Raw genomic sequence first — 19,220 nt, forward strand, 5'->3', positions numbered from 1 at the left:
AGTTGAAATACTTCATTCCCAAAATACAGCAATATGATTCCTAAAATGGAACAAACCATGCGCTGGTATGGTCCCAATGACCCCGTAAGTTTAAGAGATATCCGCCAAGCCGGAGCTACAGGTATCGTCACCGCTCTGCATCATATCCCCAATGGAGAAGTATGGTCGGTAGAGGAAATCCAGATTAGAAAAAAAGTCATCGAAGATGCAGGTCTGACTTGGTCTGTCGTCGAATCAGTGCCAGTCCACGAGCGAATCAAAACCCGCACGGGAAACTTTGAAGAGTTGATCGCAAACTATCAGCAAACTTTGAGAAATTTGGCTTCTGAGGGCATATTTACTGTTTGCTATAATTTCATGCCTATTCTCGACTGGACTCGAACAGATCTTTACCGAGAGCTTCCAAATGGTGCCAAGGCTTTGTATTATGAGAAAAAAGCAGTTCAGGCCTTTGACTTATTTATCCTCGAGAGGCCAGCCGCTTTTGACGAATACAGCAAAGAAGAAATAGAAGTAGTCAAAGCCTACTACGAAGCGTTGGATGCTGATAAAAAACAGTTGATCATAGATAATATATTGAAAGGTCTTCCTGGATCTGAGATTGGCTATACGCTGGATGAGTTTAGGGATATGCTTAAGACTTACGATGGTATCGATGAACGCAAACTTCAAGAGCATCTCCGTCTCTTTTTAGACGCCATAGTTCCAGTTGCAGAAGAAGTAGGTGTTTATTTGACTATTCATCCGGATGATCCCCCCTTCTCTCTCTACGGCCTACCTCGAATCGTATCCACAGCAGCAGATGCTCGCAGGATCATTCAAGACAATTCAAGTCCGCACAACGGACTGTGCTTTTGCACTGGAAGCTACGGTGTGAGAGCCGACAATGACCTTCCTGCCATGGTCGCGGAGTTTGGAGATCATATCAATTTTATCCATTTGCGTAGCACCAGAAGAGATGAAGAGGGCAATTTCTTTGAAGACAATCATCTGGACGGCAATGTACCTATGGAAGCAGTGATTGATGAAATTCTCAAAGTGCAGGAAAAAAGAGGAAAAAGCATCCCAATGAGACCGGATCACGGTCATCAAATGCTCGATGACCTTCAGAAAAAGACAAATCCAGGCTACTCAGCCATCGGCCGTCTCAAAGGATTGGCTGAAATAAGGGGGATAGAGGCAGCTCTCCTGTATGTACGCCAAAAGTAAAAGGATAGCCGGAATGTACTGTTCCGGCTTTTTTTATGCTAAATGCGAAACTAATCCTTATTTTCGCAACAGTTCTATTTTAACCTCTCCTTAGACTAAATGAAAAGAGTTTTAGTAAGCGGTGGTGGCGGATTTTTGGGAAGTCACCTATGCGACAGATTATTGAAAGAAGGAAATGAAGTGCTCTGTGTCGATAATTTTTTCACAGGAAACCGGCGAAACATTCACCACTTATTGGACAATAAAAATTTTGAGCTACTTCGGCATGACATTACTCATCCACTGTTTGTAGAAGTAGACGAAATCTATAACCTGGCTTGCCCTGCCTCTCCTATTCATTATCAGTTTGATCCTGTACAGACCACAAAAACCTCTGTGATCGGAGCTATGAATATGTTGGGACTAGCTAAGCGATTGAAAATTAAAATTCTTCAAGCGAGTACTTCCGAAGTTTACGGAGACCCTGAAATTCACCCGCAACCGGAATCCTATCGTGGTAATGTCAATACCTTGGGAATTCGTGCCTGCTATGATGAAGGGAAAAGATGTGCAGAAACGCTGTTTTTCGACTATCACAGACAGCACGGAGTAGATATCAAGGTCATGAGAATCTTCAATACCTACGGCCCGCGTATGCACCCCAATGATGGACGTGTAGTCAGCAATTTCATCGTACAAGCTCTCAAAGGTCAAGACATCACGATCTACGGCGATGGAAAACAAACTCGCTCGTTTTGCTATGTAGATGATAATATCGAAGGGATGTATCGTCTCATGAATTCCAGAGATGGCTTCACTGGACCGGTGAATATCGGGAACCCTGGAGAATTCACCATGCTGGAATTGGCAAATTTGATCATAGAATTGACCAACTCGAAAAGCAAACTGGTATTCTTGCCACTACCTCAAGATGATCCTATGCAAAGAAAGCCTGTAATCGATCTGGCTAAAAAAGAGCTGGGTTGGGAACCTACCGTCAAGCTTCGAGATGGATTGAAAAATACCATCGAATACTTCGAAGGAGTTATTTAAACACAAAGCCATCTGGACCAATTCAGATGGCTTTTTTTATTTGACTTTTAAAATCCAGATAAGCCCATCGAAAGAGTTGAGACTTTTCACTTAGCTGCTTGAGCTTTTCTTCCTCACATCGAAAGCCTTTTTCATAAGGCCATTCACTTCCCTCGTCTATCCAAAAACAAGACCGTATTTTTTCAACAAGCTCTAAGAGATCGGAAAGCTTATGTTCGAATCCGTGAAATCTCCCTCCAAAAATGTACCTGGGCTTTACACCCCATATAAACTCCTCTTCTTGAGCACTACCCTGGCCTGTGTTTAGAAATGTATAGCTGGTGACACATTGGTCCGGAATATAAACGTTCTCATCTTTCAAAGGCATCTCTCCCTCATTTCCTGCACCTAAAGTATAAAGGACACCTTCCTTCTGTACCAAAAAGAAAAGAAGTCTCTGTCCCACCTCATAGGGTGTCCACCTTGCAGCACAGGTCCAGTCTTGAAACTTTCTAATGGTTAAGAAGCCCCAATCATTGTCCAAAGACCTCTCAATTTGAATTGTGAAAAACTCTGAACTTTCATCTACTATTGTCCCTACCACCACTTTGTCAGATTGGATAGCTAAGTGATATAGAGTCAAAGGTTCATACTTAGCCAAACAAATCGGGCTAATCAAAAATAAAGCAAAGCATATAAAAAGTCTTTTCATCAGTTCTAGTTGATGAAAAGTAAGGAATCATTAGGTTGGAATAAAAAAATGGGAGTTAAGGGAAGTTAAGGAGGTAAAAAAAGCCTGACTTGGCAGGTCAGGCTCCATGTGATTAGGCTACTGGATTCTTTTCCAGATGAGCTTCCTTGATCTTTCTTCTCAGGATTTTACCCACATTTGATTTTGGCAATTCATCGGTAAAGTACACCTCTTTCGGTATTTTATAGTTTGTCAGAGACTGATGGCAATGAGCAATCACCTGCTCCTCCGTGAGGCTCTTATCCTTTGCCACTACATAAGCAACGACTCGCTCTGTGGATCGAGGATCGGGCATTCCGATGACTCCTACTTCCAAAACTCCTGGACAAGAGGCGATACAATCTTCGACTTCATTCGGGTAGACATTAAATCCTGACACCAAGATCATTTCTTTCTTCCTGTCGACGATTTTGAAAAAGCCATCCTCATCCATAATTCCTATATCTCCCGATTTGAACCATTCACCATGCATTACATGGGCAGTCTCTTCAGGCTTCTGCCAGTATCCCTTCATCACTTGAGGTCCTTTGATGAGCACCTCGCCTCTCTCTCCTATTGCCACTTCTTCTCCCTCATCATTGGCTACGATCATTTCAGTATTGGGAAGGGGAATGCCTATCGTACCGATTCTCTCCGTCCCATCGATTGGATTACAGGAAGCCACAGGAGATGTTTCGGTCAGTCCATAGCCTTCTGCCAGTGGTACTCCAGTTAATTTCTTCCACTTTTCTGCGGTTGATTTTTGGACAGCCATGCCACCACCCACAGCAATTTTCAGCTTCTGAAAGTTTAGCTTTTGGAAAGATTCCTGATTGAGTAAACCATTGAAAAGGGTGTTCACTCCGGTGAAAACAGTAAACTCATGCTTGGATAAATCTTTGCAAAAAGACTTCATGTCCCTTGGATTGGTAATCAGAAGGTTATGAGCACCAATTTTCATCATTGCTAGGCAGTTGACAGTCAAAGCAAAAATATGATACAGTGGCAAAGCCGTCACTACTACTTCTTCTCTCTCCTTCAGTTTTGGCTTCATCCAGGCAGAAATCTGCTGCATATTGGCCACGATATTTGCATGAGTGAGTTCAGCCCCTTTGGACACACCTGTAGTACCACCGGTGTATTGTAAAAACGCAGTATCGTCCAGTGAAATCTGGGGTGGAGAAAAAGGATGTGCTGCCCCTTGAGCCAAAGCCGACTTGAGTTTTACAGCTCCAGGCAGATCAAATGCCGGTACCATCTTTTTGACATGCTTGACTACCAAGTTGACAATCGTTCCTTTCAAGCCTCCCAATAAATCCCCCAGTTCGGTAAGGATAATATGTTTGGCAGGAATTTCACTTCTTATTTTCTCCAGATTATGAGCAAAATTGCTCACAATCACGATCACATCTGCTCCTGAATCGATAAACTGATGCTTCATCTCAGAAGAAGTGTAAAGGGGATTGGTGTTGACGACGATCATCCCAGCTCTCAGAGCGCCAAACATGACCACCGGGTACTGGAGCGTATTGGGCATCTGGATCGCTATCCGTGATCCTTTTTTGAGCTGGAGCACCTGTGTGAGATAGTTTGCAAAATTGGCACTCTGCTCTTTTAATTCATTAAATGACATTGTCTTGCCCATGCACTCATAGGCCACTGCATTTTGATATTTCTCTACGCTTTCGTCAAAAAGATCCACCACACTGGAGTAGGCAGTACAATCCACCTCTTTGTCCACCGCAGCGGGATAATGGTCTAACCAAGGAAATTTATTCATATCAAGGGTTAATTTGGGTGATCTTATTTTCTTGCTTGAATATACTCTTATTTCAAAATTTTTCGGGCGATTAGCTCTTTCATTATTTCATTTGTCCCAGCATAGATCCGCTGAACACGTGCATCTGCATAGGCCCGAGCTACTCCATACTCCCACATATAGCCATATCCACCATGTAGCTGAACGCATTCATCGGCGACTTTACATTGGAGTTCGGTCATGTTATATTTAGCAGCAGAAGCCATCGCAGAGTCGAGTTTGCCTTCATTGTGCAACTGAACCAAATAGTCGCAATATATCCTGCCTTGCTCCAATGCAGCGGTCATTTCTGCCAATTTAAACCGGGTGTTTTGAAATTCCGAAAGACTCTTTCCAAAGGCTTTTCTCTCCTTCACATATTGAACGGTCGATGCCAACATAAATTCCCCGAGAGCCACAGCCGCCAAAGCAACCACAAGCCGCTCTTGTGCCAATTCAGTCATCAAGTATTTAAACCCTTCTCCTTCTTTGCCAAGTAAGTTTTCCTTGGGAACTTTCACATCTTCAAAAAACAATTCACAGGTATCTTGAGCATGAAGGCCCACTTTTTCAAACGGTTTACCCTTGCTATACCCAGCCATCTCATTGTCCATCAGAATCAGAGAAATCCCTTTTGCTCCCTTGCTGGGATCTGTTTTCACAGCAACCACCACCACGTCCGATAAGTAGCCATTTGTGATAAAGGTTTTGGAACCATTGACCAAATAATGATCGCCCTGATCTACTGCTGATGTCCGGATGCCTTGCAAATCAGATCCTGCACCGGGTTCAGTCATCGCCACAGCACCGATGTATTCTCCTGAGATCATTTTGGGAATGTATTTTTCCAAAGCAGAAGAAGTCGCGTAATGCAGAATATAGGGCATCACGATATCGCTGTGAAGTGGATATCCTATCGCTGGACCAGAACATCCACTCAGGCCCAACTCTTCTATCAGAATGGCATTGTATCGAAAATCTTGAATATTCAGCCCGCCTAACTTTTCTGGAGCTTGAATCCCCAAGAAACCATTTTCTCCAAATTTCAACCACGATTCTCGGGATACCATCTTTTGTTTTTCCCATTCGGCATTGTAGGGTGTGATTTCACGTGCTATAAAATCTCTGACACTTTGGCGAAAAAGCTCATGCTCTTCCGTAAATAACATTCTAGGTAATCCAAACATTGGGTTTATATCTTTTAGATTCTTCCAAAAATAAAAAAATACAGCATTTCAGAACTTCAAAGACACTATTGATTTCAGCAATTCCACCTAAATATTGGTTCTAATATTTAAATATTCCCCTTAATTTGATCGATCCAAAAAATCTGAATTCATGCAATTAACATACGATTCTCTTCCACAAGACCTCAGTCACCTAGGTATTTGGAATCCAGAAGAATCCATCATTTCTATAGCTCCTGCCGGTGAAAGCAATATGAATGTAGTTTTGAGAGTAGTGACCAATCAGCGCTCAGTGATAGTCAAGCAGTCCAAGCCTTTCGTTCGAAAATTCCCTCAGATTCCCGCCCCTATCGACAGAATTGATGTCGAATTCAACTTTTTCAAGTTAATCGAATCAGACTCCGTATTAGCAGGACTTTCTCCAAAAATCCTAAGCTATTTCCCTCAGGACCATCTCTTGATCACCCAAGACTTGGGGGATGAAGGTGATTTTTCTGTTTTGTACTCCCAAAAAAAGCAGTTGACTTCAGAACAAATAACCTCATTAGTCACCTATCTGGATGCATTGCATCGACTACCTGTCCATTCTTTTCCAGAAAATAGAGAGATGAGAAAATTGAACCATGAGCATCTATTCAATTTCCCTTTCCAAGAAGAGAATGGATTTGACCTGGACACAATCCAACCTGGTCTTCAGGAATTGAGTCTGGAATGGAAAAAGGATACAGATATGAAGCAAAAGATCGAGCAACTGGGTGATCGCTATCTGAGTTCCGGAAAGACGCTGCTCCATGGAGATTTTTACCCCGGTAGCTGGATCAGTTCTTCAGGGGAAGTAAGAGTCATTGACCCTGAGTTTAGCTTTCTTGGCGACCAAGAATTTGATCTGGGCGTATTTCTGGCTCATGGAGATTTCTGCGGCGTCACTGAATCTTTGGAAAAAGAGCTGAAATCAAGCTATACTCTGCCCTATGACGAGCGTCTGACCAATCACTATCGAGGAGTGGAGTTACTCAGAAGGTTGATCGGCATCGCGCAATTGCCCTTGCGATTAAGCCTGGAGAAGAAGAAAGCCCTGATGGAAAAAGCCCGAAAACTTTTATTATCATGAGGTTAAAGTTCTCCGTAGTTTTCCTTATTTGGTTTGTGGTATCCTGTAGTAGTCCCAAGCCAGAACCCCTAGACAAATTAGCCGAATCCGGACTTTCGCAGTCTGAACTCAATGATAAAATTCTGGGTATGATTGTCGGCTCAGCCATAGGAGACGCTATGGGAGCTCCCACAGAAATGTGGCCCAGGGAAGACATTCGAGCAACCTACGGATTTGTCACTAGCTTGGACACTATGATTCGAGAGGTATCACCTGAAGGCATTTGGATAGCAGATTTACCAGCTGGAGGCACCACAGATGATACTCGATGGAAGCTTTTGGCGGGAGAATACTTGTTGACTCAACCTTCCAGTGAACTCCATCCAGAAGATTTTGCTTCTCATATCTACCAGCAGTACAAAGTCTATTTTGATCACTTATCAGAACTAGACAGCTCGGACAAAAAAGGAATCGAAAATGCTTTTCTCCGGGTTGGTTGGCTTCAGGAATGGGCAAAAGTCAGCCAACCTTATATCCAGAATGATTTGTCGGGCTATGCGGATTCTTTGGGTAGATTTTATGGTGGAGAAATGGTCTGTGCAGGGCTATTGTATGCGCCAAGTTTGGGAGCGTATTTCCCCGGCAACCCAAAAAAAGCATATGAAGAGGCTTTCAAATTGTCTATATATGATTTGGGTTACGCAAAAGACTTGTCTGCTCTCGCTGCTGCAATGACTGCTGCAGGAATGAAAAAAGGCGCAACCATAGACTCCCTACTGGCAAGTCAAAAGCTGGATCCCTCCCATTATTTTCAAAGTAGACTGGTAGGAAGGACTGCAAATCGAATTCTCCAAGATGCCATCTGGATAGCTAGTGAAGCAAAAAGCAAAGATAGTTTGGGCACTTACTTTGATCCAGAAACTCCTGCTTTGAATTTTGCCTTTGAGCAACTGGATCTAAGACTTCAAGACATGCCGTTTCATGCTGGGGAAATCTACCTCCAGACTATCACAGCGATGATTTATGCAGATTTTGAATTCATGAATACCTTGATATTCTTGACCAATTATGGGCGTGACAATGATACAACAGCCGCTTTGGCCGGTGGGATTCTAGGAGCTTTCTATGGCTTTGATGCTTTACCAGAAAAAGAAAAAATTCAGGTTTTATCTGTCAATAAATCCATACTGAATCAAGACTTAAAAAAGCTGGCCAAAGACCTCAGCGATCACATGTCTCGGTAATTTTTGGCATAAAAAAACCCCGGAAATTCCGGGGCTCCTTCATAGCTGGTTTAGTTTAGAAATGAAGGATTCTTGTTCTTCCTTTGATATCAGTCACTTCCAAGTAGACGTCTTCGGGATTGACACCTTCTAGTTTGTAGTCTTTTCTAAATCCATCCGGGTGATTGATAGTCTCAGCGTAGATGACTTTATCAGAATCTTCATAGCGGATCTTCACATCTACTCCAGGCTCTGCCAGGCCTATCACAGCCAGATTGATCGTCTCACCGTCAATCACTTTTCCGTAGGCCATCAGCGGATATTCTCTGATTTCTGGAGTTTTCTCAAAAGTCTCCACTGTATAGGTTACTTCTTCATCTTCGGTAGAAATCTTCACCTGATATTCTCCGCATGGCATGTCATTGAGGTCATAAGGTACCAGCACTTGTTGGTCACTGACTTTTACTCTCCGCTGATGCAGGATCTTACCATTTTGGTCGAGGATTGCCACTTTGGCTTTTCCCACCCCTTCTTTAAGCAATACATTGACTTTCTTGAACTTAGCTCTCGCATCAGAAAGTGCCATTAAATCTTCGTTGTCATTGGAAGCCAGAGCGCCAGTGGCTAAAAGTCCGGCTAGTGCGAATGTGAATAAAGTTTTCATAGTAGTTGGTTTTTGTTGTCGTGTTGTGCTAGACTACTTGCCAAGCCCATACCAAAAGCCAAAAACCATTAGAAAGCTGGCTTCAGAAAAATTTGGATATTTAGAAAAATTAAGATTTAGGCAAAATATTATTCGGTCAACTTCATCATTTTTTAATGTTTTCTGTCCACTTCCTAGGCAGATCACTGTCCGACTGTCTCAGACCCGTACACATTTGTTTAGTTTTCGAGAAAAGGCCAGGTTACACCTTATTGTGTTTGTTAAGGAAAAATAATTTTCAAAAAAATAGTTTTGACATAAATCAAAGTTCGCCCCTATTCAAAACCTGTACGCCTATGTACAGTCCTTGTCCGCTCTGACACAAAGAAAACGAACACTCAATCGATTGCGAAGGCTGAAAATCAAGGTTTTGTGAAGAAAAAAAGTCCGAAAAGTGATGTCTTCTACTACTTCTTCACCCTCAAATAACCTAGCCATCCATTTAGAAATAGTTAAAGACTTGCTCGTTTGATTCCAGAAAATCTTGTTGCAAATAGATTTCACAAAACGTATTAGTGAAAATCAAATCAACTACAATGAAAAGATTTCATCTCCTCCCTATTTTAGTTTTTTATATGCTAGGCGCATGTGCTCAGACAGATGCCAATCCCGAACTGATCATCGATCCTACAGAGTCCTATGTCGAAGGAAAATGGGAGTTGGTGAAAATTGTCGGGTCCATGATCCAAATAGTCATCGAAGGAGATGATCTAAAAAGAAAACAGCACTATACATTCACCAATGACGGGCACTTCTCGAAAACTACTGAAGAAGATCAATACAAGAGCGAAAGCACAGGCACTTACACTATAGAATCCGTAACTGAGAATTTCGAGGAAAAGTATATAGGAGTCGTAATCCTTATGTTTCTAGAAGGAGATGGCTATGCCGAAAATTGCTCCAGTGGGGAAGTTGAAAAAGAATACTTACATATTTCAAAAGATGGGCAACTGGTAAATATCAGTTCCGCTCCATGCGATGGCCCCTATCTTCACTATCTCAAATTGGAAGAATAAAAAAAACCATCCTTTGGGGATGGCTTTTTTTTTGCAGGTAGTTCGGTCAATTTAAAAATAGAGGGACTTCATAGTTCCTTTATTGTTTTTGACTTCGACCATGATATCGGACGTGTCGATATTCTCAAATTTGTAAACCTTCGTAAAGCCTTCTGCCTGGCTGACGGTTTCGCTGTGAAGTAGCTTATTGGAGAACTTCTCACGGATCGTAACTTCGACACCCGGTGAATCCAATCCGATCACAGTCACTCTCAAAGCATTTTTTCCTATTTCTTTGCCATAGGCCATCATGCTCGGAGCTACCGGCTGCAATTCAGATTTTTTGGATACGAAGTCATAGACCATCTCCTCATCCTCTGAGCTCACTTTAAGTGAATAGTTCCCTTCCGGCAAGTTCTCAAGGTTATAAGGAAGAACAACACTCTTCTCGTAGTCTCTCACTTTTGTTTTGCTTAGCACTTTCCCGTTTTGATCTAGCAAAGCTACTTTTACTGGCCCGCTCTTTTCGTCCAAGTGAAGAGATACTTTTTGATCCTTAGCCACTACATTGGCTAGTTCTTTCAGATCTTCATTGCTGGCGTTTGCTATGCTTGTACTAGCCAAAAGTCCAGCTGCTACTAGTGATAATAAAGTTTTCATTTTTCGTTGGTTTAGATATGCTCTCCTTGTTTCCAATGGCATACCAAACCAAATTTCATGAATCTTAATCCCCATTTTTGAAAAGCATATTTTTAAAAAAATTAAGAAAAACAGCTCTCTTAAAAGTCTAAAAAATCAAGACTTCTCAATCCCTTACATTTTAAAAAACGGCCTATCTCTGCCCAAACTGGCATTTTCAGCTGTTGAAAAGGTTACATTTTTTAAGGAAAATTTTCAGAATTAAATTTTAAAAAAAGTTCTATAAAATTATTTTCATTCTGATTTCAATAAAACAACCTGTACGAAACCGTACAAGCTTTGTCCGATCGGATTCACTCATTTCACTTTTTGAGTTCTAATGAGATCTGTTTGATCCGCTCTTTGATCGACATCTGAGTGATATCGATAGAGTCAGAAGTCGCTTTGAGAAAATCCATGACAGCTCCAGCATGATCTGTCGACTTGCCTTCTGCCATAGTCACATAGCGCATGGTAGACCACAAAAGAGTCTTCAATTGCGTCTTGGAATCATCCGTCATGTAATATTCGACTACGATGGTATTGTGATTGTGCCAAATGATCCGACTCATGATCCTCACCCACTCTCCTACCATAGCAGGTTTTACGTAGCTGATGTTGTGATTGTAGATGACCCACGCAGCCTTGTACTTCCTAATCAGGTCAATGATCTCCAAACCATAGAGTTTGGGTACCTGATCTTCCCTGGCATTGAAGAAATAGTCAAAGTATTTGGCATTATTAAGGTGTCTCAAAGGGTCGCAATCTTGAAACCGGATGACCACCCTACTTTCTGTCTCTTTGGGATAATGCTTTTCTGGATCGTATTCAAACATAGTTCTTATAATTCGCCGGATTCAATCAAGTGTATTCCAGCCGTTTTCATTTCATTCAAAGCCAAGTCTCCATCCTTTTCAGAAAGATTGACAGGGCGAGTGGCATCCGTGACCAAGTATGTTTCAAAGCCCAAACTTTGGCTATCTAAGGCTGTAAACTTCACACAATAGTCCTGCGCCAGTCCCACTATATATACTTGTTTCACTCCTTTGGATTGTAAGTAGTCACCGAGGCCCGTATCTCCACGTCTTGCATTGTCAAAAAAACCGGAATACGAATCTACTTCTGGATTTTTCCCTTTTTGAAAAATAGAATCCCAACTAGTCTGATTCAGTTCCGCAGCAAACTGAGCTCCTTTAGTATAATGCACACAGTGATCCGGCCATAGTATCTGATCTAGCCCATGCAAGTCTATCAGATCTCCAGGGGTCTTCCCAAGATGACTGGAAGCAAAGCTCTGATGGCTCTCAGGATGCCAATCCTGGGTAGCTATGATCAAATCAAACTTCTCCTGAAGCTCGTTGATCACCGGGATGATCTCATCCCCTTCACTGACAGCCAAGGCTCCACCAGGCAAAAAATCGTACTGAACATCGACGATGACCAGTGCTTTTGATTCATTAATCTTCTCCATTTTCTAGTTTTTTAGCTTTCAGCACAAGTTCCATCCGCATATGATGTAGATTTTCCTCCAAACCCACGGGATAGAGGTGCGGATTGACCAGACGCTTATGTGTTTTGTCAAAAGATGCCAGTTGCGCCTGAGCTCTCTCTCGGATCGCTTGGATTTTGGGAGTTTTATAGACCAACTTTCCATTTTTGAAGATTGGCTTGAGCAGTTGCTCTTCCTGATAAAACGCCGGCATGATCCGCTTTCTTCTAGTAGCATCAATGGGATCGATGATTACAGTCCCTCTGGGATTGATCTCCTGATCTTCAAGATAAATCATATCAGAGACTGCTTTTCCATTGGAAAAATACCTTTTGACATTGTGAATTCCTGGGATATTGATCTTAAGCGATTGTTGGGAAATTTTGATTTTGGGCTGCCACTCCCCTTCTTCATTCTTGACTGCAGAAAGCTTATACACCGCGCCAAGAGCCGGCTGATCGTAAGCAGTGACCAGTTTGGTACCGACTCCCCACACATTGATTGAAGCCTCCTGCCCCTTGAGAGAAGAAATGATGTGCTCATCCAGATCATTGGAAGCTACGATTTTTGCATTTGGAAAGCCTGCCTCATCGAGCATTTCACGGGCCTGATTAGAATAATAGGCCAGATCACCACTGTCTATCCGAATTCCGATCATCTCTTTTCCTTTGCTTCGCAAAATCTCGCCGACTTTGATGGCGTTTTTCACTCCATTGATTGTGTCATAGGTATCTACCAAAAACACACATTGATCTGGAAAAGCATCTGCATAGGATTCAAAGGCTTCCAATTCACTCTCGAAAGACATGATCCAGCTATGAGCATGTGTGCCTGACACCGGAATACCGAAGAGCTTTCCCGCCATCACATTGCTAGTAGATGTGCAACCCCCAATATATGCCGCCCGACTTGCTGCCAGAGCTCCATCAATCCCCTGCGCCCTACGCAAACCAAACTCTAAGACAGGTTCACCTTTTGCAGCCAGATTGATTCGGGCAGCTTTGGTCGCTATCAAGGTTTGAAAGTTAAATAAGTTGAGTAGTGGCGTCTCCAAAAGCTGACACTGGATCAAAGGTCCTTTGACTCGAATCATTGGAGCATTGGGAAATACCACTGTTCCCTCCTCAACGGCGTCGATATCGCAGGTAAATTTGAGCTGATCGAGATATTCCAAAAAACCTTTCTCAAACTGAGGCGAACCGTCAGGTGCTTTCATTTTGGACAAATAAGCAATGTCTTCCTTCCCAAATTTGAAATTTCGGCAATAATCAATCACGTAATCCAATCCGGCAGCCAAGGTGAAACCACCTTGAAAGGGATGTTTCCTGAAAAACAGATTGAAAACCGCTTCTTGCTCTCCCTTCCCTGATTTCCAATAGGCATAAGCCATCGTCAACTGGTAAAAATCAGTCAGTAAAGCTAAACTACCCTGATAGAGGTCCTTGGTTATCTTCATAAATAGTATTTCGGCTAATTAATCTTTACTATGAATCCGCTTATTGCTCTGTCTGAAACATCTATATCTTATCAATAGGACTTTAGATCAAGTTATTTATATCAAGTTATTTATACTCCAGGCTTCCAGCATTTTGATTATAGGAATTTGACTGCTGGACAAATTGCGGATACTTATATATTTCATTTGACTCTTAAATTCAACAAAATACCCAGCAAAACCAATCCCATTCCTACATAGGACATCATTCCAAAGGTCTCTCCAAAAAGCAGGAAGCCGAAGAAAAGCGCATACAATAGACCGAGATATGTCATACTGGAGACCTTGGCTACATTGGCATTTTGATAAGCGACTGTCATAAAATACTGTGCTGTCTGGGTACAGATTCCGATCCATAGCAAGATCGCCCAATCCCACCCTACAGGTTGCACCCAAGTAAAATAACTCACCAGCCCAGCAATGGGCAAGGTTACAAGTGGAAAGTAGAATATAATCACGAGCGGATGCTCCGTGTTTTTCAACTTGCGAATCACATTATAAGCCAAGCCAGAGAAAATTGCAGAGGTCACTCCGATGCCGGCATAAAGGAGATTAACACGGGAGTCAAATCCCTGCACTACCAATACCCCGGCGAAAGAAATGGCAAAAAACAGAAACTGGATGGGTTTGACTTTCTCTTTGACCAAAAACACTCCCAGGATGGTCGTAAATATCGGTGACAAATATTGTATCGTGACTGCACTGGCTAGAGGGATTTTCTGTAAGGTGTAGAAGAAAGTAATCAAGCCAATCGAACCTACTACACCTCTCAGAATCAGTAGTTTCTTGTTATTCCCAAAGACGGGTACGTGCTGCTGCTTTAGGATCGCAAAACTAAAGATCAGGCTAAATAAAGAGCGAAAAAGAATAATCTCTATGGCGGGAATGTGTGGGATGAACTTGACTGACACATTCATCAAAGCAAAAAACACCCCAGCCAATAGCATGGATTGTACGCTCGATATTTTCAAAAGATGGTGGTTTTAAGATGATTTTTAGCAAAAGGAAATTTCTAACAAATCAGTTCACCAAAGCCATTCAAATTTACGATTCCATTTACAAAATATCCCCATCCTTCATCTCCACCTTGCGATCGGCCATGCCTGCAAGCTCCTCATTGTGTGTGACAATCACAAAGGAATGCCCCAACTCCTTTCTCAAGGTAAAAAACAACTCATGTAATGCTCTCGCATTTTGAGTATCTAAGTTGCCACTTGGCTCATCCGCAAAGACCACTTGAGGACTATTGATCAAAGCTCTGGCAACAGCCACACGCTGCTGTTCACCTCCAGAAAGACTAGAAGGCTTGTGATCCAAGCGAGAAGAGATTCCCAGCAATTCGGCAAGCTCACCGGCTTTCTTTTCAATTTGTGTAGGGCTCTTCCCCTGGATAAAAGCTGGGATCTGGATATTTTCGAGTGCAGTGAATTCTGGCAGCAGATTGTGAAACTGAAAAATGAACCCGATTTGCTCGTTTCGAAACTTGGCTAACTCTTCTGATTTCATCCGGGAAAGATCTCGTCCTCCCATACTGACCTGACCTGAATCAGGCTGGTCCAAGGTACCCAGAATATGAAGTAAGGTGCTTTTTCCTGCTCCCGAAGAACCGACTATGGAAACAATCTCAGCAGGAGAAATTTCCAAGTTCACTCCTTTCAATACGTGGAGATTTCCATAGGACTTATGGATGTCTCTGGCTATCAACATGCTATTATTTTTTTCAATGCTAAAATTAGTATAAATCCTTGCGCTCCTCTCTATCCCAAAGGCAAATAATGGGTTTATTTGCGAAAAAAGGCAAAATCATAAGTTGATTTATCCATCCGTAGAACTTAACTTCGCCAAAAAATTTTAGAGGATGAATATTCACGAATATCAGGCTAAAGAAGTATTAAAAGGTTACGGCGTAAGAATTCAGGAGGGCATAGTAGCCGACACACCTGAGGCCGCCCATGAAGCAGCAGTAAAACTAAACGCTCAGACCGGAACTTCCTGGTATGTGATCAAAGCTCAAATCCACGCTGGTGGTCGAGGAAAAGGAAAAATCCAAGAGACAGGTTCTAACGGTGTCGTTTTAGCCAAGAAATTGGAGGAAGTTTCCGAAAAGGCCAAGAATATTTTGGGAGGTACTTTGGTTACTCACCAGACAGGTGCCGAAGGCAAAAAAGTAAATAAGGTATTGGTAGCTGAGGATGTATACTATCCGGGCGATTCCGAGCCAAAAGAATATTACCTATCTATCCTTTTGGACAGAGCCACAGGATCTAATGTGATCATGGCTTCTACCGAAGGTGGAATGGATATCGAAGAGGTAGCTGAAAATACCCCTGAGAAAATCATCAAAGAGTGGATCGATCCTAAAACTGGACTTCAGGGATTCCAAATAAGAAAAGTAGCTTTCAAATTGGGATTGACTGGCAATGCGTTCAAAGAAATGGTCAAGTTCATCGCAGCTCTTTACAAAGCTTACGAAGCAACTGACTCTTCTCAGTTTGAAATCAACCCTGTATTGAAGACATCCGATGATAAAATCTTGGCAGTAGATGCAAAGGTAAACTTGGATGACAATGCTTTGTATCGTCACAAAGACCTAGCTGACTTGAGAGATTTGGCTGAAGAAGATCCTTTGGAAGTAGAAGCTGGTAAGTCTGGCTTGAACTACGTTAAACTGGACGGTAACGTAGGATGTATGGTAAACGGTGCCGGTTTGGCAATGGCTACCATGGATATGATTAAGCTTTCTGGCGGTGAGCCTGCCAACTTCCTAGATGTAGGAGGAGGAGCAAACGCTACTACTGTAGAGGCTGGTTTCAGAATCATCCTTCAGGATCCAAATGTAAAAGCTATCTTGATCAACGTTTTCGGTGGTATCGTAAGATGTGACCGTATCGCAAACGGTGTAGTAGAAGCTTACAAATCCATCGGTGACATCAGAGTTCCTATCATCGTAAGACTACAAGGAACCAATGCAGAACAAGGTGCAAAAATCATCGATGAGTCTGGATTGAAAGTTGCCTCTGCAATTACATTGAAAGAAGCTGCTGAGAAAGTACAGGCTGTACTTCAAGGCTAAAAGCAATAATGGCACTCGTAGTTCAACTGGATAGAATATCGGATTTCGGCTCCGAGGGTTGAGGGTTCGAATCCTTCCGAGTGCACTAAGTGACTAGTCTTCAGACTAGTAACCTGTTGGTAAAGAGTTTACTTTATATATTTTTCACGTTAAAAATGTATAATCAAACTCTTAGAAACACTCCTAATTGCCTGTTTTTCAGCGAAATACAGATAAACGGAATCGAGATATCAACAATTATATTCAAAACCTGTAAAGATTTTCTTTACAGGTTTTTTTTTGGTCAAACCACCAAAATTTACACAAATACCAATAATCAAAGTGCGTCATTCGTGTAGTCATTAAATTTCAAAAAAAAGACGCACTGAAACCTGTATAGTTAATTGATTATCGAAAAGTTCAATACGTGAACATCTTGTGATTTAGAACTTGTTTTTAGTGTTTTATTAATCTAAAAGCAAACACTTTGTCAAGAGATTACAGCGATGTGTCAGCTAAAAACCCCATAATCTTTTGAAATTCTTCAAACATTCGAATAGCTATCTAAGTTGTCCTGAAGTACCTCTCAAGAACCGTGTGATACAAGTCTAAAAACAGAGAGCATTCTAACCTATTTTGCTCTAATTCTAGGTAGCTTTATTTTAGACTCATTCGAAAGTGTTCATTGAGAAGATGACTTCATACTATGTCCGAAAATCGATTTCAAGATCAAAACTTACGCATCACAGAATTTCAAACTGAAGTTTTGATTCAATGCCCTAATTGCTCCAAAAAAGCAAACTCAAAGGTTTCCTATGAAGCGAATTTGGCCAGAGTTTATTGCCCTAGTTGCGGACAGAATAAAGAAGTATCAACGGAAATATCTTTTCATGGAAACAAAGCCCATTGGAGAGCTTCTGCAGATCATTATTTCGGCGCAGAGTTGTGGCTACAACACCGGTTCAAAAACGATATTTTCTGGGCTTACAATGAAGCACACTTAGAATACCTAAGACAATACATAGCCGCTGACCTGAGAGAGCATAAAGATCGTCAACACTACACCCTACTGGAGAAACTCCCCAAATTCTACCATGAAGCTAAAAACCGGGAATCACTTTTAAAAATCATTGAAAAGCTAAAGAAGACAATCTGACTTTTTTTGTCAAAAACCCAACCCAAGCTCTTCCTCACTCGACTACGCTTTCTCTGCTTTCATTTAAATTTCCGACATATCGAGTGATTTTCAATTTGGTGATAAGTGTAATCCCCATTACCCACTAAGCCACTTAAGAGAGATAGCTTAGACTTAACCAACAGAAGCAACTATCACTTAAATCTCAAGTCCATAGCAAAATCAACACTTCCATTCATTCATAAAATTCTTCTTGCTAGCAGGAATGAATGATCTTGAAAAGATTTTATTCAGCCTGCAGAAAGATTGTCTTACACTTAACACATGACTTGGCAGACTAGGTAAACCCTTGAACTGCCTACATCTCAATCCAAAAAAGCTCACCCGCGCGATCATAGCGAGTTGTAAACAGTTTGATAATTACTCCCCCAAACTTCCCCAGGTCCGGAATCCATTCATCGATACATGATTACCATTCGTCTATAGGCAAATTCTGCTGATCTTAAAACCAATTTTTTTTCTCTTATAAAAAAGACATTTGTTGAGAAGAAGCTTAGTAAAGGTCAGTTAGTGGGCTTTACAGCTAGGAAATTTGAAATAAATGAGAAACAAGGGAATCCATAAAATGCATTTGTCACTGTAGCGAGGAGAGTAAGTTGTTTGTTCACCCCAGGCTTGCCCCATCAAATCAACAACCCAAAAGTCAAGCATATGTTAAAGCCAACAGATCTGATTGTCACCAAAAATGAGGCTAATGAACTAGATCAAATAATAGATAGCTATGATTTGATCAAAGGGATAATTGATGGTTTTGAGGGGCAAGCCAATTTTAAACTTGACAACACCCTACCCTTAATCAAAGGCGATTTGCAGGAGCTTAGGCAAATTTTTTATGATTTCATCAGGCGAATATTCGATTTCCCTAATGACTCAAATGATGAAATTCATATTGTGCACATCAAAAATCCAAAATCCTGGACTTTTGCACTTATAGCAAAGAGAGCTCTACAAGGAAGTCTGGAAAATGCACAGGATAATTTGGTTGAGACAAAAAGTGAATTCACTCTCGCCATTTCAAAAAAAACAATTTACAATCCGAAAGACTTAAAAATCCCAGTTTGAAAATTTCAATGATGGAGACTCCTTCTTTAAAATATCTGAAAGAATTGTCCAATGGCAATAGAAATTTCGAATTGAGAATCTTCAAACTTTTGCTTGAAGAGCTCCCAGTAGAATATACCGTATATCAAACTGCTATTAGTAAGAAAAATTACTATTGGGCTTCAGAGAGTGTTCACAAGATCAAGCATAAAATTGCATTTTTTCAGATGAGGGAGTCCTTACGGTTAGCCGAGAAACACGAAGTAGCATTGATGTCCGGCAACTTAAAATATCAATCTGAATTTCAGGAAATCATAAGTAATA

18 protein-coding genes and 1 tRNA gene are annotated in these 19,220 nt (G+C 41.5%); 9 read left to right on the forward strand and 10 right to left on the reverse strand.

Annotation, left to right across the window (positions count from 1 at the left end; all coding sequences use genetic code 11):
- Positions 1 to 33 precede the first annotated feature (33 nt).
- A complete protein-coding gene (gene uxuA, locus G460_RS0105055; RefSeq protein WP_026954343.1) occupies positions 34 to 1,209 on the forward strand; it encodes a mannonate dehydratase in 1,176 nt (391 codons plus the stop codon).
- Between the two features lie 99 nt (positions 1,210 to 1,308).
- The gene (locus tag G460_RS0105060; RefSeq protein ID WP_026954344.1) at positions 1,309 to 2,241 is read left to right on the forward strand and encodes a UDP-glucuronic acid decarboxylase family protein; all 933 of its coding nucleotides are present in this window, start codon (positions 1,309 to 1,311) and stop codon (positions 2,239 to 2,241) included.
- Positions 2,242 to 2,263: 22 nt separating this feature from the next.
- Here G460_RS0105060 and G460_RS0105065 read toward each other — a convergent pair whose 3' ends face one another.
- The 3 genes from G460_RS0105065 to G460_RS0105075 form a co-directional block, all read right to left on the reverse strand.
- A complete protein-coding gene (locus tag G460_RS0105065) occupies positions 2,264 to 2,881 on the reverse strand; it encodes a hypothetical protein (RefSeq protein WP_157366860.1) in 618 nt (205 codons plus the stop codon).
- Positions 2,882 to 3,044: 163 nt separating this feature from the next.
- Complete coding sequence (locus G460_RS0105070; protein WP_026954346.1) at positions 3,045 to 4,730, reverse strand: AMP-binding protein; 1,686 nt, start codon at positions 4,728 to 4,730, stop codon at positions 3,045 to 3,047.
- 47 nt (positions 4,731 to 4,777) lie between these two features.
- Positions 4,778 to 5,935 (reverse strand): acyl-CoA dehydrogenase family protein, encoded by a 1,158-nt coding sequence (locus G460_RS0105075; protein ID WP_026954347.1) that lies wholly within the window; start codon positions 5,933 to 5,935, stop codon positions 4,778 to 4,780.
- A gap of 151 nt (positions 5,936 to 6,086) precedes the next feature.
- On the opposite strand from G460_RS0105075, the gene G460_RS0105080 reads away from it, so the two are divergent.
- Positions 6,087 to 7,046, forward strand: a complete 960-nt coding sequence (locus G460_RS0105080) for a phosphotransferase (RefSeq protein ID WP_026954348.1) — start codon at positions 6,087 to 6,089, stop codon at positions 7,044 to 7,046.
- Positions 7,043 to 8,269 (forward strand): ADP-ribosylglycohydrolase family protein, encoded by a 1,227-nt coding sequence (locus G460_RS0105085; protein WP_026954349.1) that lies wholly within the window; start codon positions 7,043 to 7,045, stop codon positions 8,267 to 8,269. Before G460_RS0105080 ends, G460_RS0105085 begins: the two co-directional genes overlap by 4 nt.
- Before the next feature lie 55 nt (positions 8,270 to 8,324).
- Here G460_RS0105085 and G460_RS0105090 read toward each other — a convergent pair whose 3' ends face one another.
- Positions 8,325 to 8,912: a hypothetical protein gene (locus G460_RS0105090; protein WP_026954350.1), complete on the reverse strand. Its 588-nt coding sequence runs from the start codon at positions 8,910 to 8,912 to the stop codon at positions 8,325 to 8,327.
- 575 nt (positions 8,913 to 9,487) lie between these two features.
- Between G460_RS0105090 and G460_RS0105100 the strand changes: the two genes are divergently transcribed.
- Positions 9,488 to 9,967, forward strand: a complete 480-nt coding sequence (locus tag G460_RS0105100) for a hypothetical protein (protein WP_026954351.1) — start codon at positions 9,488 to 9,490, stop codon at positions 9,965 to 9,967.
- 51 nt (positions 9,968 to 10,018) lie between these two features.
- Here G460_RS0105100 and G460_RS0105105 read toward each other — a convergent pair whose 3' ends face one another.
- The 6 genes from G460_RS0105105 to G460_RS0105130 form a co-directional block, all read right to left on the reverse strand.
- Positions 10,019 to 10,606, reverse strand: a complete 588-nt coding sequence (locus G460_RS0105105; RefSeq protein ID WP_157366861.1) for a hypothetical protein — start codon at positions 10,604 to 10,606, stop codon at positions 10,019 to 10,021.
- Positions 10,607 to 10,947: 341 nt separating this feature from the next.
- Positions 10,948 to 11,460: an acyl-CoA thioesterase gene (locus G460_RS0105110; protein WP_026954353.1), complete on the reverse strand. Its 513-nt coding sequence runs from the start codon at positions 11,458 to 11,460 to the stop codon at positions 10,948 to 10,950.
- 5 nt (positions 11,461 to 11,465) lie between these two features.
- On the reverse strand, positions 11,466 to 12,095 hold the full coding sequence (gene pncA, locus G460_RS0105115; protein ID WP_026954354.1) for a bifunctional nicotinamidase/pyrazinamidase: 630 nt from the start codon (positions 12,093 to 12,095) through the stop codon (positions 11,466 to 11,468).
- Positions 12,082 to 13,569, reverse strand: coding sequence for a nicotinate phosphoribosyltransferase (locus tag G460_RS0105120; RefSeq protein ID WP_026954355.1), 1,488 nt, complete (start codon positions 13,567 to 13,569; stop codon positions 12,082 to 12,084). Before G460_RS0105120 ends, pncA begins: the two co-directional genes overlap by 14 nt.
- Positions 13,570 to 13,751: 182 nt before the next feature.
- Positions 13,752 to 14,555, reverse strand: coding sequence for a DMT family transporter (locus G460_RS0105125; protein ID WP_026954356.1), 804 nt, complete (start codon positions 14,553 to 14,555; stop codon positions 13,752 to 13,754).
- Positions 14,556 to 14,664: 109 nt separating this feature from the next.
- Complete coding sequence (locus G460_RS0105130) at positions 14,665 to 15,315, reverse strand: ABC transporter ATP-binding protein (protein WP_026954357.1); 651 nt, start codon at positions 15,313 to 15,315, stop codon at positions 14,665 to 14,667.
- Positions 15,316 to 15,466: 151 nt separating this feature from the next.
- On the opposite strand from G460_RS0105130, the gene sucC reads away from it, so the two are divergent.
- From sucC to G460_RS0105150, 4 genes are all read left to right on the forward strand, one after another.
- Positions 15,467 to 16,681 (forward strand): ADP-forming succinate--CoA ligase subunit beta, encoded by a 1,215-nt coding sequence (gene sucC / locus G460_RS0105135; RefSeq protein WP_026954358.1) that lies wholly within the window; start codon positions 15,467 to 15,469, stop codon positions 16,679 to 16,681.
- Between the two features lie 11 nt (positions 16,682 to 16,692).
- Positions 16,693 to 16,766: transfer RNA gene (locus G460_RS0105140), tRNA-Arg, on the forward strand.
- A gap of 600 nt (positions 16,767 to 17,366) precedes the next feature.
- On the forward strand, positions 17,367 to 17,816 hold the full coding sequence (locus G460_RS0105145) for a hypothetical protein (protein WP_035463860.1): 450 nt from the start codon (positions 17,367 to 17,369) through the stop codon (positions 17,814 to 17,816).
- 690 nt (positions 17,817 to 18,506) lie between these two features.
- Complete coding sequence (locus G460_RS0105150; RefSeq protein WP_157366862.1) at positions 18,507 to 18,917, forward strand: hypothetical protein; 411 nt, start codon at positions 18,507 to 18,509, stop codon at positions 18,915 to 18,917.
- Positions 18,918 to 19,220: the final 303 nt, after the last annotated feature.

This window comes from Algoriphagus vanfongensis DSM 17529 (genome assembly GCF_000429465.1).
Taxonomy (GTDB): domain Bacteria; phylum Bacteroidota; class Bacteroidia; order Cytophagales; family Cyclobacteriaceae; genus Algoriphagus; species Algoriphagus vanfongensis.

What these genes read in the sequence shown, in the direction of transcription:
- uxuA (WP_026954343.1), top strand. Translation starts at nt 34, where the DNA reads ATGATTCCTAAAATGGAACAAACCATGCGCTGGTATGGTCCCAATGAC.
- G460_RS0105060 (WP_026954344.1), top strand. Translation starts at nt 1,309, where the DNA reads ATGAAAAGAGTTTTAGTAAGCGGTGGTGGCGGATTTTTGGGAAGTCAC.
- G460_RS0105070 (WP_026954346.1), bottom strand. Translation starts at nt 4,730, where the DNA reads ATGAATAAATTTCCTTGGTTAGACCATTATCCCGCTGCGGTGGACAAA.
- G460_RS0105075 (WP_026954347.1), bottom strand. Translation starts at nt 5,935, where the DNA reads ATGTTTGGATTACCTAGAATGTTATTTACGGAAGAGCATGAGCTTTTT.
- G460_RS0105080 (WP_026954348.1), top strand. Translation starts at nt 6,087, where the DNA reads ATGCAATTAACATACGATTCTCTTCCACAAGACCTCAGTCACCTAGGT.
- G460_RS0105085 (WP_026954349.1), top strand. Translation starts at nt 7,043, where the DNA reads ATGAGGTTAAAGTTCTCCGTAGTTTTCCTTATTTGGTTTGTGGTATCC.
- G460_RS0105090 (WP_026954350.1), bottom strand. Translation starts at nt 8,912, where the DNA reads ATGAAAACTTTATTCACATTCGCACTAGCCGGACTTTTAGCCACTGGC.
- G460_RS0105100 (WP_026954351.1), top strand. Translation starts at nt 9,488, where the DNA reads ATGAAAAGATTTCATCTCCTCCCTATTTTAGTTTTTTATATGCTAGGC.
- G460_RS0105105 (WP_157366861.1), bottom strand. Translation starts at nt 10,606, where the DNA reads ATGAAAACTTTATTATCACTAGTAGCAGCTGGACTTTTGGCTAGTACA.
- G460_RS0105110 (WP_026954353.1), bottom strand. Translation starts at nt 11,460, where the DNA reads ATGTTTGAATACGATCCAGAAAAGCATTATCCCAAAGAGACAGAAAGT.
- pncA (WP_026954354.1), bottom strand. Translation starts at nt 12,095, where the DNA reads ATGGAGAAGATTAATGAATCAAAAGCACTGGTCATCGTCGATGTTCAG.
- G460_RS0105120 (WP_026954355.1), bottom strand. Translation starts at nt 13,569, where the DNA reads ATGAAGATAACCAAGGACCTCTATCAGGGTAGTTTAGCTTTACTGACT.
- G460_RS0105125 (WP_026954356.1), bottom strand. Translation starts at nt 14,555, where the DNA reads ATGCTATTGGCTGGGGTGTTTTTTGCTTTGATGAATGTGTCAGTCAAG.
- G460_RS0105130 (WP_026954357.1), bottom strand. Translation starts at nt 15,315, where the DNA reads ATGTTGATAGCCAGAGACATCCATAAGTCCTATGGAAATCTCCACGTA.
- sucC (WP_026954358.1), top strand. Translation starts at nt 15,467, where the DNA reads ATGAATATTCACGAATATCAGGCTAAAGAAGTATTAAAAGGTTACGGC.
- G460_RS0105145 (WP_035463860.1), top strand. Translation starts at nt 17,367, where the DNA reads ATGTCCGAAAATCGATTTCAAGATCAAAACTTACGCATCACAGAATTT.
- G460_RS0105150 (WP_157366862.1), top strand. Translation starts at nt 18,507, where the DNA reads ATGTTAAAGCCAACAGATCTGATTGTCACCAAAAATGAGGCTAATGAA.